Below are 14,756 nucleotides of genomic sequence, written 5' to 3'. Positions count from 1 at the left end.
GCAATTTTCATGAATGATAGCTAAAAAGGGGTCATATAAAGAACAGGGAACGGACTGTCCTCCTAAAAATAGAAAGACAGAACCCCATTGAGTGGAAGGGATTGGTATGATGAGGTGTTCAATTATTGTAGCGTATCGTCATGAAAGGATGTTTAAAAGGTCAATTGACAGGTTAGAACTTTAGCCAAAGCAATCTGAAAGACAAAGGATAACGGCGTTGATTACGGTTTGTTTATCATCTTCTGATCACCGTTGGATGTTAAAAAAGCTTGTATTTCCTCGATGCCTAGTCCAATTTTTTTCGCTTCTTGAATCAAATAAACCCACTCTTCGTCAACTCTTCTTTTCACTTGCGTATCCATAATATCCTCCAGTTCAATAAGACATATTCATCTGCAACCAATGACTTGAACAAACCGTCTAGTAACTGTACGTGTATGTGAATGGAGTACAAAAATAGATTTTTGTCGAAAAATGATGACATTTAACCTATTTTGTAAAATCTATCACCTACCACGTTCCTAAAAAAATGACTAAAAAACCCATAAATATTGAATTCTTACTTCTCATAATAAACAATTGTAAAGTCAGTTAAAAGATTATAAATTAAAATAATGATAAAGACCTAAATCATTTGACTCATATAAACCCATAAGGTTGACATATGCCATCAGCGAGAACAAATTTCATCTTTACAGGACGCACATATTGTTCGTTTGGGAAGTTCTTCTTAAGATGTTATTCTAAAAGAAACAGAATTCACCAAGAAGGAATGAAGAAAGACATGTATAGCCTTTTTCAAAAGTATCAAGAAGTTGTCATGTATCTGATCATGGGTGTGTGTACAACCATTGTCAACATAGTCAGCTTCTATTTATTCGTTGAGATGTTTTCTATGGATTACAAAACAGCAACGGTTGTTTCATGGGTATTTGCTGTGCTCTTTGCTTATATCACCAATAAGAAGTATGTCTTCAAGCAAAAGGCTCGTGACACAAAAAGCCTGATGCGTGAGCTTTCTTCATTTTTTAGTGTCCGTCTCATGTCTCTAGGTGTAGATCTGGGGCTGATGATTTTATTTGTGAGCCAAATGGCGCTCAACGAAACCGTCGCAAAAATTCTTGTTAACTTTGTGATTGTCGTGGTCAATTATGTCGCCAGTAAATGGTTCGTCTTCAAGAAAACAAAAGAAGATGCGATTTAACACATGAAAAAGATAGGTGATGTGAAATGAGCAGCAGGCCAGACGAATTATATGATGCCATATATCAACAAACAGAAAAGCAGCATGAACAAGTGTTGAGGCTAGTCAAAGAAATGACCGCACATCCAGAAGCATTTTCTGAACAAGAAAAGGAAAAGATCAACCGAATGGACATTGCGCTTCAAACAGCGACGGACATTTTAGAAAATTTAATGACCCCTGATACGCAAATGACCATTGTTTTAAGACAAGGGAGAATTCGTGTTGACCTGACGAAAGCGTAAAAGAAGCAGCCAATTGAAAAGCGGCTGCTTTTTATTATGCATCGCTTGTTTCCCGGAGTTGCTTTGGAGACATGCCGATTTTCTTTCGAAAGACTTTATTCAAGTAATTCGCGTTTCGGTAGCCGCACTGTATGGCGATTTCTTCAATCGAGTATTTCGTTGTTTTCAGTAACGTTTCCGCCTTTTCTAAACGAATATTGGTTAAATAATGAATCGGTGTGAAGCCAGTTGCCTTTTTGAATTCCCTCGTAAAATGACTTTTGGATAAACGTGCCGCAGCTGCCATATCGTCAGGCCCAATCTCCTCGTGAAAATGGTGGCTTGCAAATAAGGCCGCTTGGACGATGGGCTCAGGCCATTTCTCCATTTGTCCCTCAAGCTTTGGCAAATATGAATACAGTTCCATGACAAATTGATAAGCAAGGCTAGACCCCTCAAATGGATTGGTAATCCGTCTTTCACTGGCTTCATCATAAATCTTCTTTAGCAGGCGGATCGGTTTGGAATTCGGATGAAAACGCATGACCTGCTTTCCTTGATCGATAAATTGATCAAAGCAAAGGTCACAGGCTTCCCCATAAAGTGTTAAATAGAGAAATTCCCAATGTTCACTGTCTTCTGGAAAATAGTATTGATAAGCACTGGGGCTTTTCACCAGAAAGGCCTGTCCAGGCAATACTTTGAATCGTTTCTGTCCGATTTCAATCATGCCGTGTCCAGACAGTGTGAGCTGAAAGATGCACTTGCCCTGATCCTTCCGCTCTACGCCATTCCAGCTGTATAACGAAGATGATTGAACTTCCCAGCCAACAGACCAGATTTGGGCCGGCAATGTCACATCAGAATGGTGAAAACGAAATGCAAATGCTTCCTTCTTCAAATTGGAAACCCTCCTTCACAGCAAAAAACAACCTTTTTCTATTTTGAATCATGTTACACCTCATATCACATCGTACCATTCACAGCAAAAAAAGGGTATTTTTTAACGATTTTTTTACCATTGAACTTCAGCTGACGGGGCAACTAAAATAAGATTATCAGAAGAGAAAAGGGGAATGGATATGATCGACACATTACGAGCAGCATTTCACCAGCAATTTGGAGATCAGGATGAACTCCGCTATTTTTTCGCCCCAGGCAGAGTCAATCTGATTGGTGAACACACAGATTATAATGGGGGCCATGTCTTTCCATGTGCACTCACTCTTGGTACATATGCTGCGGGAGCAAGACGATCAGATGGACGCGTCAGAATGTATTCCTTGAATTTTGAAGAAGAAGGTGTGAAAGAGTTCGACCTTTTTGAAATCGCTTTCTTAAAATCGGACGGCTGGGCGAACTATCCGAAGGGAGTATTCCAACAGTTTATCGAAGCAGGCATGGATGTGAAAGAAGGCTTTGATATTGTGTATGCTGGCAATATTCCAAATGGCGCAGGCCTGTCATCCTCTGCCTCTATTGAGCTCGTCACGGCTGTCTTGATCAATGAATGGTCGTCATTCGGCGTAACGCAAATCGACCTAGCCCTTCTTGCGCAGCGTGCTGAAAATGAGTTTATTGGCGTGAACTGCGGCATTATGGATCAATTTTCAATTAGTCTTGGAAAAGAAGGTCACGCTATTTTGCTCAATTGTGACACGCTTTCCTTTGAATACAGCCCATTTCGGCAAGAGGGTCTGGCACTTGTCATTGCCAATACAAATAAAAAACGAACACTTGCAGATTCCAAATACAATGAACGCCGTTCAGAATGTCAATCTGCTTTAAACGATCTTAGAAAAGAATTAGATATCGGTCATTTATGTGAGCTCACGGAGGATGAATTCGCTAAGCATGATCATTTGATACAAGATGAAACGTGTAGAAGACGTGCAAGACATGCCATCACGGAAAACGAGAGGACCATGAAAGCAGTAAATTTTCTGAAAGATGATAAAATGGAAGAACTAGGTGCACTCATGAAGGCATCTCACCTTTCTTTAAAGAATGATTATGAAGTCACTGGGCTTGAGCTAGATGCACTGGCTGAAGCCGCATGGCAACATCCAGGGGCGATTGGTTCGCGTATGACAGGTGCTGGCTTTGGGGGCTGTACCGTCAGCATTGTGAAAGAAGAGCTGCTGGACTCATTTATAGAAGAAACAGGTGCGATTTATCAAGAAAAAACAGGCATTCAAGCCTCTTTTTACACAGCTGGAATTGGAGGCGGCGCTAGAGAATTAACGAAGGAGGAATTTTGATGGCAATTTTAGTATGTGGAGGAGCAGGTTTTATTGGCAGTCATGCGGTAGCGGCTCTTTTGGCTAAAGGAGAACAAGTGGTGATTGTGGATAATTTGCAGACAGGTCATAAAGAGGCAGTCGTAAAGGGTGCCGTATTAGAAGAGGGGGATTTAAGGGATCACGCTTTTTTAAGACGTGTTTTTCAAACACATGACATTGAAGCAGTCATGCACTTTGCGGCAGATTCACTTGTTGGAGAAAGTGTAACAGACCCGCTGAAGTACTATGACAACAATGTCGGAGGGGCAACGGCTTTACTTCAGGTGATGAATGAATTTGATGTGAAACGCATTGTATTCTCTTCAACTGCTGCGACATATGGTGAACCAAAGCGTGTACCGATCGTTGAAACGGATGAGACGAACCCAACGAATCCTTATGGGGAAACAAAGCTCGCGATTGAGAAAATGCTGAAGTGGTCTGAGCAGGCATATGGTATTGAATATGTTGTGCTTCGTTATTTTAATGTAGCCGGTGCTCATACAGAAGGGATTGTCGGTGAAGATCATCAGCCAGAAACGCATTTAATCCCGATTATTCTACAAGTGGCTTTAGGAAAGCGTGATCAAATCATGATTTACGGTGATGATTATGAAACAGAGGATGGTACATGCATTAGAGACTACATTCATGTCATGGATTTAGTAGAGGCACACATTCTAGCGGTTGAGCGTCTGCGTGAAGGAAAAGGAAGCGCGACGTACAACTTAGGGAACGGCACAGGCTTCTCTGTGAAGCAGGTCGTAGAAGCTGCAAGAGAAGTGACAGGTCATGCCATTCCTGCACAGGTGGCAGAAAGACGTGCGGGTGATCCAGCTAAGCTGATTGCTTCATCAGAAAAAGCGCTGAAAGAACTAGGATGGAAGCCGCAATATGCAGATCTCCACACCATCATTCAAAGTGCATGGGATTGGTTTCAGAAACATCCAGATGGCTATCAAAGTGAGTAACGTGTAGCAGGCAGGGGAGGAGACAAAGGGAATGGCGATTGATATTTTTGAAAAGCTAGAACAGCTGATTCAATATGGGGTTAATAAAGAGCTGATATCACCACTAGATATGGATTATACAAGGAACCGGCTGCTAGAGGTGCTTGGTCTCGATGATGCTGAGGCAAGAACAGTCTCAGGAGACAGCGACCTTGAAGATATTTTAATGCCGATGCTCGATTGGGCAGTTGAAACAGGTCTTATTCCTGACGGGACAGATACGTATCGTGATTTATTAGATGCCAAAATCATGGGCTGCTTGGTGGCGCCTCCGAGTGTCATCTATGCAAAGTTTGAAGAGAAACGCAAGCATTGCGGACCAAAGGCAGCGACAAGCTGGTTTTATGAAATGCAGCAGCATGCCCACTATATTCATACAGGCAGAATCGCCAAAAATGTGCAGTGGTTTACACCGACAGAAGATGGTGAGCTTGAGATCACGATTAATCTATCGAAACCGGAAAAGGACCCAAAAGCGATCGCTGAAGCCAAAAAGCTTAGTCAAAAGCAATATCCTCTTTGCCTCCTTTGTAAAGAAAACGTTGGGTTTGGGGGACGCATCAATCACCCAGCAAGACAGAATCACCGGATTATTCCGGTGACACTTACAAATGAGTCGTGGTTTATGCAATTCTCGCCGTATGTGTATTACAACGAACATTGTATTGTGTTCAAGGGCGAGCATGAACCAATGCAGATATCTAAAAAGACCTTCGAGCGTCTGCTTTCCTTCATATCTATATATCCGCACTATTTCATAGGATCAAATGCTGATCTTCCCATTGTTGGAGGCAGCATATTAAGTCATGACCACTTTCAAGGTGGTGCTCATGAATTTCCGATGGCGAAAGCAAAGATGGAAGAAGTGTTTTCTCTCGAAAAGTTTCCGAGGGTGAAGGCGGGTATTGTGAAATGGCCGATGTCAGTGATCAGGCTTCAAAGTAGCGACCAGCAGACGCTTGCGGAGGCAGCGGATTTTATATTACATGAGTGGAAAATGTATTCAGATCCAGAAGCGGGGCTGTTCTCTCATACAGGAGAGACCCCGCACAATACCATTACACCAATTGCACGCCGTCATGGGGATGAGTACGAATTAGATCTCGTGCTACGAAATAACCGTACAGACAAGCAGCACCCCGACGGAATCTTCCACCCGCACAAAGAAGTTCATCATATTAAAAAAGAGAATATCGGTTTAATTGAGGTTATGGGTCTCGCCGTGCTTCCTGGAAGATTAGCAGAGGAATTAAGCCTGCTAAAAGCGGCGTTGCTATCCAAACACCCTCTTGAAGAAATCAAAGCCTGCCCGTCTATCATGAAGCACGAGTCATGGGCAGAGCGTCTGATCGAAGAGAATACCTTTACGAAGGACAACGTAGAAGCCATTTTACAAAAAGAAATCGGCCTCATTTTTTCTCGTATACTCGCGCAGGCGGGTGTGTTTAAAAGAACAGAGCAAGGGAAAACAGCATTTAAACGTTTCATTCAAACACTCCATACAGGCAGGTGATGAGTTGATGATTGAACAGGTAAGAACTTTAATGGAAGAAAAGCAACTCGACGGTGTTCTGATTCAAAAGCGTAATAACTTTTCTTGGCTTACAGGAGGAAGAAGAAACCACATTGTGTTAAACACGCCAGAGGGCGTTTGTCAGCTACTTGTGTTGAAAGACGATATTGTCCTAGTTGTGAATCAAATGGAAGAAAAACGAATCATTGAAGAAGAAATGGCGTATTTTGACCATCCCTTTCAAGTCGTCACAATGGATTGGTTTGAGGATGAGACTCCTTACATTCAAACACTCATAAAAGACAAACGAATTGGTGCGGACATTCAAATGGAAGGAGTGGAATGGATCGAACCCGATTTGTCTCGTGTTCGATCGATCCTTTCAGCGCCACAGCTCAGCCAATACGAAACCCTTTGTCATGACACTGCGGTTATTGTAGAAAGTGTCTGTCAAGAAATCGTTCCAGGACAGACGGAGCATGAAATTGCTTCGCTTGTTGCTCAAAGAGCGATCGGGCAGGGAATGACGATAGAAGTGCTGCTTGTGGCAACAGATGACCGGATTCATCAATATCGCCACCCGATCCCAACAGAAAAAGCACTTCAAAAGCATGCACTGGTTGTCCTTTGTGCTGAACGGCATGGACTCGTGGCAAATGTCACAAGATCCGTTTACTTTGGACAGCTACCAAAGGAGCTTGAAGAAAACAAGGAAAGGCTTGCGCGAATCGACACGGTCATGAATGCGGCTACTCGTCCAGGGAACACCATTGGAGATGTATTGAAGGCCGGCATTGCTCAATATGAAAAAGAAGGATTTCCTGATAGCTGGAAAAAGCTTCACCAAGGTGGCAAGACTGGATTTGTGTCTAGAGAGATCATTGCAGTTCCTACATCGGTGGAAGAGATCCAGCTTCATCAAGTATTCACTTGGAATCCTTCCTTACCAGGATTGAAATCAGAAGATACGATGGTCGTCGAGAAAGAGGGGAATCGCTTTTTAACCTATACAGGCAAGTGGACGTATATAGACATAGAACATGAAGGAAGCATCTATAGACGACCAGACATTTTGGTGAGAGACGAATAATGAGAAGCCGGCGATGAGCCGGTTTTTTGCTGGAAGTCTTTAGCGAGTTTCCACTCATTTATCACCATTACCAATCATTACAGCGCATAGGGGGAGGATCGATACTTTCTTTTCTTGTCGACTTGCGTTAAAATGAGTAAGGTTTTTGTTAAATATGGGGATACCTATTTTAGAATTGTTTACCTAGATAAAATTTCATAAAGTTAAATTGAAATTTGACCAAACTTTTTTATTGTGGTAAACCTAAATTTGACAAAGTTCTTGATTGTTTGTCCTTTGCCTTCAACTCTCAACTTTTCAAATTCCTAGAAATTTATTGTGTGTGCAATAATATAAATTTATGGCGAATTTATGACATTTCAATAGAAATCTGTTGAAAAATAAATGAACTTTTGAAAAAAGGGGAGCTAACTCCAACAGATTTTGATAGCATTACAAAGGGAAGAAAAGTTTTCGAAGGCAGATGGCTTTTCACAATTATTCAGCAATTTATACATTATTTAAGGAAGGATGGTGATCTTCTTGTTCAGAGCCATTAAACCTATGCTTTTATTAGCGATGCTCGTGAGTGTTTTTGTATTAGGAGGTTGCAGCAATATCGCTGTTTTAGATCCTAAAGGACCAGTCGCAGCACAACAAAAAGACTTAATCCTTTTATCTATTGGATTCATGCTCTTTATCGTTGGTGCGGTATTTGTACTGTTTACCATCATTTTGGTTAAATACCGTGAGCGTAAGGACGTTGGAAACGCCTCTTATAACCCAGAACTACACGGGAATACGCTTCTAGAAGTTGTCTGGACAGTGATCCCAATATTAATCGTTGCTGCCCTTTCAGTTCCAACTGTAAAAACCATTTACTCTTTGGAAGAGGCGCCTCAAGCAACAAGTCATAAAGATCCACTTGTCGTTTATGCTACAGCAGTTGATTGGAAATGGATCTTCAGCTATCCAGAGGAAAATATTGAAACAGTGAACTACTTAAACATTCCAAAAGATCAGCCGGTTTTATTTAAAATCACTTCCGCTGATACAATGGCATCACTATGGATTCCTCAGCTAGGCGGGGAGAAGTATGCGATGGCTGGAATGGAAATGGAACAATATCTTCAAGCTGATGAAGTAGGCACATATGAAGGAAGAAACGCCAACTTCACAGGCGAAGGCTTTGCTCAGCAAAAATTCAAAGTCAATGCGATGACGCAGTCTGACTATGATAAATGGGTAAATAAAACGAAAAAAGAAGCACCAAAGTTAACGAAGAAAACGTATGACTACTTGATGCTTCCTGATGCTGCAGATGTGCAGACATTCTCATCAACACATTTATCTTTTGCGAAGCACGGAGAGGATTCTGAATATGCACTCCAAGCACGCAAACGTTTAGGTTACCAATCAGTTTCTCCGCATTCCAAGACAGATCCTTTCGAGAATGTGAAGAACTATAAAAGAAAACTAGAAAACGAATAAACTGACTAAGGAAAGGAGGAGGCCGTTATGCATTTAAAATGGGATGAGTTTTTTGTAACTGGAGACCCATTAATTCTTGGTGCGCAAATTTCTATCGCTCTTACTTCCATTGCCATTGTGTTTGTTTTAACCTACTTCAAAAAGTGGAAATGGCTCTGGAAAGAATGGCTGACATCAGTTGATCATAAAAAGCTTGGAATCATGTATATCCTTGCTGCTGTGATTATGTTCTTCCGCGGTGGGGTAGACGGACTGATGATGCGCGCGCAGCTGGCGCTTCCTAATAATACGTTTTTAGATTCAAACCACTATAATGAAATTTTCACAACGCATGGTACGATCATGATTTTATTCATGGCGATGCCATTCTTAATTGGTTTAATCAACGTCGTGGTTCCTCTTCAAATTGGTGCACGTGACGTAGCATTCCCGTATTTGAACAACTTGAGCTTCTGGACATTTATGGTCGGAGCAATGCTGTTCAACATTTCCTTCGTTATTGGAGGATCACCAAGTGCAGGCTGGACGAGTTACATGCCGCTCGCCGGAAATGATTTCTCACCAGGACCTGGACAGAACTACTACTTGCTCGGGCTCCAAATTGCAGGTATTGGTACACTAATGACAGGTATTAACTTCATGGTGACCATCTTAAAAATGCGTACAAAAGGTATGACGCTTATGCGTATGCCGATGTTTACATGGACAACATTGATCACGTCTGTCATTATCGTTTTCGCATTCCCTGTTTTAACAGTTGCTTTAGCACTTATGACATTCGATCGTTTATTCGGTTCAGCATTCTTTACACTCGAAGCGGGCGGTATGCCAATGCTTTGGGCGAACCTTTTCTGGATTTGGGGACATCCTGAGGTATATATCGTTATCCTCCCGGCTTTCGGTATTTTCTCAGAAATCTTTGCGACGTTCTCAAGAAAGCAGTTGTTTGGTTACAAAGCGATGGTTGTATCGATTGTGGCAATCTCTGTTCTTAGTTTCCTTGTGTGGGTTCACCACTTCTTTACAATGGGGAACAGTGCAGCGGTTAACTCATTCTTCTCAATCACAACAATGGCGATTTCTGTACCAACAGGTGTGAAAATCTTTAACTGGCTCTTTACAATGTATCGAGGCCGTATCAGTTTTACATCCCCAATGCTTTGGGCACTTGGTTTCATCCCGAACTTCGTAATCGGTGGTGTGACTGGGGTTATGCTTGCGATGGCAGCTGCGGATTACCAGTACCATAACACGTACTTCTTAGTATCCCACTTCCACTATGTATTAATCGCAGGTACTGTATTTGCTTGTTTTGCAGGTCTTGTTTTCTGGTATCCGAAAATGTTTGGTTACAAGTTAAACGAACGAATCGGCAAATGGTTCTTCTGGGTATTCATGATCGGATTTAACATCTGTTTCTTCCCGCAGTACTTCTTAGGACTGCAAGGAATGCCAAGACGTATTTATACGTATGGACCAGAAGATGGCTGGACTGCACTAAACTTTATTTCAACAATTGGTGCATTCATGATGGGTATCGGATTCATCATCCTTTGCTATAACATTTACTACAGCTGGAGACACGCGAAACGTGAAGTGTCAGGAGACAGCTGGGGAGAAGGACGTACACTTGACTGGGCGACATCTTCTGCAATTCCGCCGCATTATAACTTTGCAGCACTTCCAGAAGTGACGACACCAGATGCATTCCATCATTGGAAGCAAAACAATGTTGACGTTCATCCTGAAAAAGAATTCAAGAAAATTCACATGCCGCACAATTCAGGCAGACCGCTAATCATGTCTGCATTCTTCGGACTTGGTGCATTCGGCCTTGTATTTGAATGGTACTGGATTGGCGTTATCGGCTTAATCGGTGTATTCGCAACAATGATTTTACGTTCATTTGAATATGACGATGGCTACTATATTCCTGTTGAAGAAGTGATTGAAACAGAGAAAAAGAATAAGGAGGCGCAGAAGTAATGGGACATAATGATAGCAGCTATGCAAATGCACCGCTTGAATATCAGTCTGAAACAGGACGTTTAAACATCCTTGGTTTCTGGATATTCCTTGGCGCGGAAATCGTGTTATTCTCAACACTTTTTGCGACCTACTTTGTTCTTCATGGCAGAACAGCTGGCGGCGTTTTGCCAGCTGAGCTATTTGATATGAAGCTTGTATTGATCATGACATTCCTGCTATTGGTGAGTTCATTTACATGCGGGATTGCGGTTCATGAAATGCGCCGTGGAAGTACAAAAGGGGTTGTCATTTGGACGATTCTGACACTGCTTCTAGGTGCAGGTTTCGTTGGTTTTGAGATTTTCGAATTCTTCCATTATGTACATGAGGGTGCGAGCATCCATACAAGTGCATACTGGTCTGCATTCTTTGTTCTTTTAGGAACTCACGGATTACACGTATCCATCGGTATCTTCTGGATTACGGGCGTCTTGTTCCAAATTAAAAAACGTGGATTAACACCACAAACAGCAGCGAAGATCTTTATCTCAAGTCTATACTGGCATTTCCTTGATGTTGTATGGATTTTCATCTTCACAGCTGTGTACTTGATCGGATTAGGGGGGCTTTTGTGATATGGCTGGAAAAACACATTCCTCAGCAGAGCACGAACACTTCCCTTGGAAACACGTAGTCGGCTTCATTCTCTCCATTGTGCTAACCATCTTAGCATTCTGGATTGCTATCGGAGCTGAAATTGGCAGTTCCGCAAAACTATGGATTATCTTTGGTTTTGCCTTCATTCAAGCATTCTTGCAGCTGTTCATGTTCATGCACATGACAGAGAGTGAGAACGGGACTGTTCAAGTCGGAAATACTTTGTTTGGTCTGTTCTGTGCGATCATTTTCGTCATCGGGTCTGTTTGGATCTTCGCGGCTCACTACAGCCACGGAGAGAACAGCAAAGACGGTTATTCACCAACTGCGCCAAAGCAGTCTGAGCATTCAGAGAAATAATAAAAAACCACTCATCTTTCATAGGTGAGTGGTTTTTATGCTGATTGTGATAACGCTTCCAATTGATGATGCGATATCTATCTGCTGCTGAATCTTTTGCGAATGAATGGAAGGCCATAGATGAGGAAAGCTGCAATGTGAGCCAGAATCACGTTAATGGCAAAGAATGCGATCATGAAGGTATGTCCTGCTGGAGATAAACTGCTTGTCATGTAAAGACCGAAGAAAATCCACATAATCATGATGGGTGGAATAGATGCTAATGCAATCTTTCTGTTTTCCAACCATAAAAACAGGGGTGTAGCTGTTGCAATACATAGGTACGCAAAGAACATATCCATCGTATCCAACTCCTTTGTAAGTTGATGTTCAATTCAAATGAGAGGTCAGGATGCAATTGTGTCTGTTTTTAGGAGATATTGTGAACATTTTGTTACAAATATTATACCACAATTGACTTTGAAGTAAACTCAATAATTGGAAAATGGGCCTTATTCCGCAGAAATTGTTTTTTTTGATACCTCAGTTAAGCTTATGCTGGCAAGATGTTCACCTTTCATATCGCCACATAAGTCATTGAATTTTCCCCTTAAAATCTGTAAAATAATCTTTTTAAAGGACTTATGATCGGTTGTCATGATAGAGTGGAAAGGAGTTTTTTCCTATTTTTAGGATGAAAAGTATTTCATTTTTTGAAATTAGAATGGAACCTTTCAGGTGTCACTTCCGTCATATTTAAGGTGAGTTGCTTTTGTGAAAATTTCAATCTAATATAAATAAGGGCTTTTATGTTTTGTAATAAGGGTGGTTAGTTCATGAACAAGCAGAATACATCTCCTTACTATCAGGGAGATTTGATTTTTATATTTTTAGCCTTCTTTGCCATCAGTGTCATCGCTATTTATGCTGCGGGACAGTTTGGGCAATATGGATCTAATGCATGGACCAGACAGATCATTTACTACATGGTCGGGGTCATCTGTATTGTGGCTATTAATTACTTCGATCTGGAACAATTAGAAAAGTTAAGTCTATATATTTTTATAGGCGGCATTATGCTCTTAATTCTTTTAAAAATTGCTCCTGCACAAATAGCAGGTCATGATTTTGCTCCAATTAAAAATGGTGCAAAAAGTTGGTTTGTGTTACCGGGAATTGGAACATTTCAGCCTTCAGAGTTCATGAAAATTGGTTTGATTATGATGCTCGCCTCTGTCATTGGGAAGGCGACCCCAAGAGGAAAACGAACATTAGAAGATGATATTTTCCTACTATTAAAAATTGCCGGCGTGGCTGCTGTACCAGTCGGACTCATCTTTTTGCAAGATGCAGGTACGGCTGCGGTATGTATGTTTATTGTCGTTGTCATGGTCTTTTTATCAGGGGTCAACTGGAAATTGATCTCTCTCATCGGTTCAGTGGTTGTGCTCTTAGTTGCCGCTGTGTTAGCCGTGATTATTCTATTCCCTGATTTCGCACAAAAGATCGGGATTCAGCAGTATCAGATCAATCGGATTACCGCTTGGCTGCCTGATAGTTCTTCGACAGCCAACCAAGCCCAGACACAGGATGCATCTGGATCGGATAAATATCAAGTCGAGCAAGCCATTATGGCAATTGGGGCAGGACAAATTTTCGGGAACGGTGTTAAAAACTTAAAAGTGTATGTTCCAGAAGCACAGACAGATATGATTTTCTCTATCATAGGGGAAGCCTTTGGTTTTGTCGGCTGCGCATTTGTGGTGATCATGTTCTTCTTCCTGATTTACAGGCTTGTTGTGTTGATTGATCGTATCCATCCTTATAGCCGGTTTGCGTCATTTTTCTGTGTAGGATATACAGCATTGATTGTCATCCATACATTCCAGAACATTGGCATGAACATAGGCGTCATGCCTGTAACGGGGATACCACTCTTATTCATCAGCTTCGGGGGAAGCTCTGTTTTATCAGTTCTGATTGGATTTGGTATCGCCTATAATGCAAGTGTTCAGTTAACGAAATATCAAAGTTATTTATTTAAATAAAACGGGTAAAGGGCAGTCTAAGCGTAGGCTGCCTTTTTGTCGTGAGTTCTAACTTTTGAAAAGCAATGTTCATTTGACTTATGATAGTAGGAGTGAAGGAGGTCTTCGAATTGAATAAAACGATAGAAACCATCTTAAATCATCGGTCCATCCGTTCGTTTACAGATGAGCGTCTGACAGACGAAGAAGTGCTGACACTTATCAAAAGTGCGCAGGCTGCTTCGACATCAAGCTATGTACAGGCGTATAGTATCATTGGTGTAACAGATCAGGAGAAGAAGGCGAAGCTTGCTGAACTGGCTGGAAATCAGCCATACGTTGAGAAGAATGGGCATTTTTTTGTTTTTTGTGCAGACTTGAAACGCCACGACTATATCGCAAAAAAAGCAGGGAAAAACCATCAAGAAGCGCTTGAGAATACTGAAGCCTTTCTTATCAGTGTGATTGATGCGGCGCTCGCTGCGCAAAATGTCAGTGTCGCAGCAGAATCTATGGGACTTGGCATCTGCTATATCGGCGGACTGCGTAATCAGCTGAAGGAAGTATCCGAATTACTTGAAACGCCTTCCTATGTGCTGCCGCTATTCGGCCTGGCCATAGGACATCCTGCCAATCAATCATCTCAAAAGGAACGGCTGCCCGTTGAGCTGATCTACCATGAAAACACATATCAGCAGGACGAAGCTCATGTGGATCGTTATTTAAAAGAATACGATGATCGTATTTCATCATATTATGAAGAACGAACAAACGGTGAGAGAAAAGATACATGGTCTGAGCAAATGCTTCGAGGCTTTAGCCAGCCAAAACGTGCCTTCCTCGGAGATTTTGTGAAAGAGAAGGGCTTTAATCGAAAATAAATCAGGAAATCCCCCTTTCGAGTGAGAGAGGGGGATTTCTGTAAGAGGTGCG

General features: G+C 41.8%; 15 protein-coding genes. 12 read left to right on the top strand and 3 right to left on the bottom strand.

Translation table 11 applies throughout. From position 1 onward, the window contains the following. Window positions 1–221: 221 nt before the first annotated feature. Complete coding sequence (locus FXF70_RS03505) at window positions 222–362, bottom strand: anti-repressor SinI family protein (protein ID WP_008345506.1); 141 nt, start codon at window positions 360–362, stop codon at window positions 222–224. A 458-nt stretch (window positions 363–820) separates the two neighbouring features. Here FXF70_RS03505 and FXF70_RS03500 point away from each other — a divergent pair, with 458 nt between their 5' ends. Together FXF70_RS03500 and FXF70_RS03495 are read left to right on the top strand one after the other, a co-directional pair. Beyond that, window positions 821–1,204: a GtrA family protein gene (locus FXF70_RS03500; RefSeq protein ID WP_024719496.1), complete on the top strand. Its 384-nt coding sequence runs from the start codon at window positions 821–823 to the stop codon at window positions 1,202–1,204. Between the two features lie 26 nt (window positions 1,205–1,230). Further along, window positions 1,231–1,488, top strand: coding sequence for a hypothetical protein (locus tag FXF70_RS03495; protein WP_008345502.1), 258 nt, complete (start codon window positions 1,231–1,233; stop codon window positions 1,486–1,488). A gap of 34 nt (window positions 1,489–1,522) precedes the next feature. Here the strand turns inward: FXF70_RS03495 and FXF70_RS03490 are convergent, their stop codons facing one another. Continuing rightward, complete coding sequence (locus FXF70_RS03490; RefSeq protein WP_007497828.1) at window positions 1,523–2,368, bottom strand: AraC family transcriptional regulator; 846 nt, start codon at window positions 2,366–2,368, stop codon at window positions 1,523–1,525. 181 nt (window positions 2,369–2,549) lie between these two features. Between FXF70_RS03490 and FXF70_RS03485 the strand changes: the two genes are divergently transcribed. From FXF70_RS03485 to qoxD, 8 genes are all read left to right on the top strand, one after another. After that, window positions 2,550–3,728, top strand: coding sequence for a galactokinase (locus tag FXF70_RS03485; protein WP_035390213.1), 1,179 nt, complete (start codon window positions 2,550–2,552; stop codon window positions 3,726–3,728). Further along, window positions 3,728–4,720 (top strand): UDP-glucose 4-epimerase GalE, encoded by a 993-nt coding sequence (galE, locus tag FXF70_RS03480; RefSeq protein WP_024719494.1) that lies wholly within the window; start codon window positions 3,728–3,730, stop codon window positions 4,718–4,720. The genes FXF70_RS03485 and galE overlap by 1 nt, the downstream gene beginning before the upstream one ends. A 31-nt stretch (window positions 4,721–4,751) precedes the next feature. Beyond that, window positions 4,752–6,272: a UDP-glucose--hexose-1-phosphate uridylyltransferase gene (gene galT / locus FXF70_RS03475; protein WP_046344743.1), complete on the top strand. Its 1,521-nt coding sequence runs from the start codon at window positions 4,752–4,754 to the stop codon at window positions 6,270–6,272. A gap of 7 nt (window positions 6,273–6,279) precedes the next feature. Further along, window positions 6,280–7,362: a M24 family metallopeptidase gene (locus tag FXF70_RS03470; RefSeq protein WP_035389879.1), complete on the top strand. Its 1,083-nt coding sequence runs from the start codon at window positions 6,280–6,282 to the stop codon at window positions 7,360–7,362. A 513-nt stretch (window positions 7,363–7,875) separates the two neighbouring features. Then, window positions 7,876–8,832 (top strand): cytochrome aa3 quinol oxidase subunit II, encoded by a 957-nt coding sequence (gene qoxA / locus FXF70_RS03465; protein ID WP_089374137.1) that lies wholly within the window; start codon window positions 7,876–7,878, stop codon window positions 8,830–8,832. 27 nt (window positions 8,833–8,859) lie between these two features. Then, entirely contained in the window at window positions 8,860–10,818 is a 1,959-nt protein-coding gene (gene qoxB / locus FXF70_RS03460; protein ID WP_007497822.1) for a cytochrome aa3 quinol oxidase subunit I, read from the top strand. After that, window positions 10,818–11,435, top strand: coding sequence for a cytochrome aa3 quinol oxidase subunit III (qoxC, locus tag FXF70_RS03455; protein ID WP_007497820.1), 618 nt, complete (start codon window positions 10,818–10,820; stop codon window positions 11,433–11,435). Before qoxB ends, qoxC begins: the two co-directional genes overlap by 1 nt. Before the next feature lies 1 nt (window position 11,436). After that, on the top strand, window positions 11,437–11,817 hold the full coding sequence (gene qoxD / locus FXF70_RS03450) for a cytochrome aa3 quinol oxidase subunit IV (protein WP_148779832.1): 381 nt from the start codon (window positions 11,437–11,439) through the stop codon (window positions 11,815–11,817). Window positions 11,818–11,894: 77 nt separating this feature from the next. On the opposite strand, the gene FXF70_RS03445 is transcribed toward qoxD, so the two are convergent. Next, the gene (locus FXF70_RS03445; RefSeq protein WP_008345491.1) at window positions 11,895–12,158 is read right to left on the bottom strand and encodes a spore morphogenesis/germination protein YwcE; all 264 of its coding nucleotides are present in this window, start codon (window positions 12,156–12,158) and stop codon (window positions 11,895–11,897) included. Between the two features lie 474 nt (window positions 12,159–12,632). On the opposite strand from FXF70_RS03445, the gene FXF70_RS03440 reads away from it, so the two are divergent. After that, a complete protein-coding gene (locus FXF70_RS03440) occupies window positions 12,633–13,844 on the top strand; it encodes an FtsW/RodA/SpoVE family cell cycle protein (protein ID WP_008345489.1) in 1,212 nt (403 codons plus the stop codon). A gap of 110 nt (window positions 13,845–13,954) precedes the next feature. Continuing rightward, a complete protein-coding gene (nfsA, locus tag FXF70_RS03435) occupies window positions 13,955–14,704 on the top strand; it encodes an oxygen-insensitive NADPH nitroreductase (protein ID WP_046344738.1) in 750 nt (249 codons plus the stop codon). Window positions 14,705–14,756 lie beyond the last annotated feature (52 nt).

Origin of the sequence: Bacillus sp. Y3 (assembly GCF_008123875.1) — a bacterium.
GTDB lineage: Bacteria > Bacillota > Bacilli > Bacillales > Bacillaceae > Bacillus > Bacillus altitudinis.
This window is presented reverse-complemented; position numbering and strand designations above follow the sequence as displayed.

Coding starts and splice junctions, on each gene's coding strand:
- FXF70_RS03505 (WP_008345506.1), bottom strand. CDS start 362: ATGGATACGCAAGTGAAAAGAAGAGTTGACGAAGAGTGGGTTTATTTG.
- FXF70_RS03500 (WP_024719496.1), top strand. CDS start 821: ATGTATCTGATCATGGGTGTGTGTACAACCATTGTCAACATAGTCAGC.
- FXF70_RS03495 (WP_008345502.1), top strand. CDS start 1,231: ATGAGCAGCAGGCCAGACGAATTATATGATGCCATATATCAACAAACA.
- FXF70_RS03485 (WP_035390213.1), top strand. CDS start 2,550: ATGATCGACACATTACGAGCAGCATTTCACCAGCAATTTGGAGATCAG.
- galE (WP_024719494.1), top strand. CDS start 3,728: ATGGCAATTTTAGTATGTGGAGGAGCAGGTTTTATTGGCAGTCATGCG.
- galT (WP_046344743.1), top strand. CDS start 4,752: ATGGCGATTGATATTTTTGAAAAGCTAGAACAGCTGATTCAATATGGG.
- FXF70_RS03470 (WP_035389879.1), top strand. CDS start 6,280: ATGATTGAACAGGTAAGAACTTTAATGGAAGAAAAGCAACTCGACGGT.
- qoxB (WP_007497822.1), top strand. CDS start 8,860: ATGCATTTAAAATGGGATGAGTTTTTTGTAACTGGAGACCCATTAATT.
- qoxC (WP_007497820.1), top strand. CDS start 10,818: ATGGGACATAATGATAGCAGCTATGCAAATGCACCGCTTGAATATCAG.
- qoxD (WP_148779832.1), top strand. CDS start 11,437: ATGGCTGGAAAAACACATTCCTCAGCAGAGCACGAACACTTCCCTTGG.
- FXF70_RS03445 (WP_008345491.1), bottom strand. CDS start 12,158: ATGGATATGTTCTTTGCGTACCTATGTATTGCAACAGCTACACCCCTG.
- FXF70_RS03440 (WP_008345489.1), top strand. CDS start 12,633: ATGAACAAGCAGAATACATCTCCTTACTATCAGGGAGATTTGATTTTT.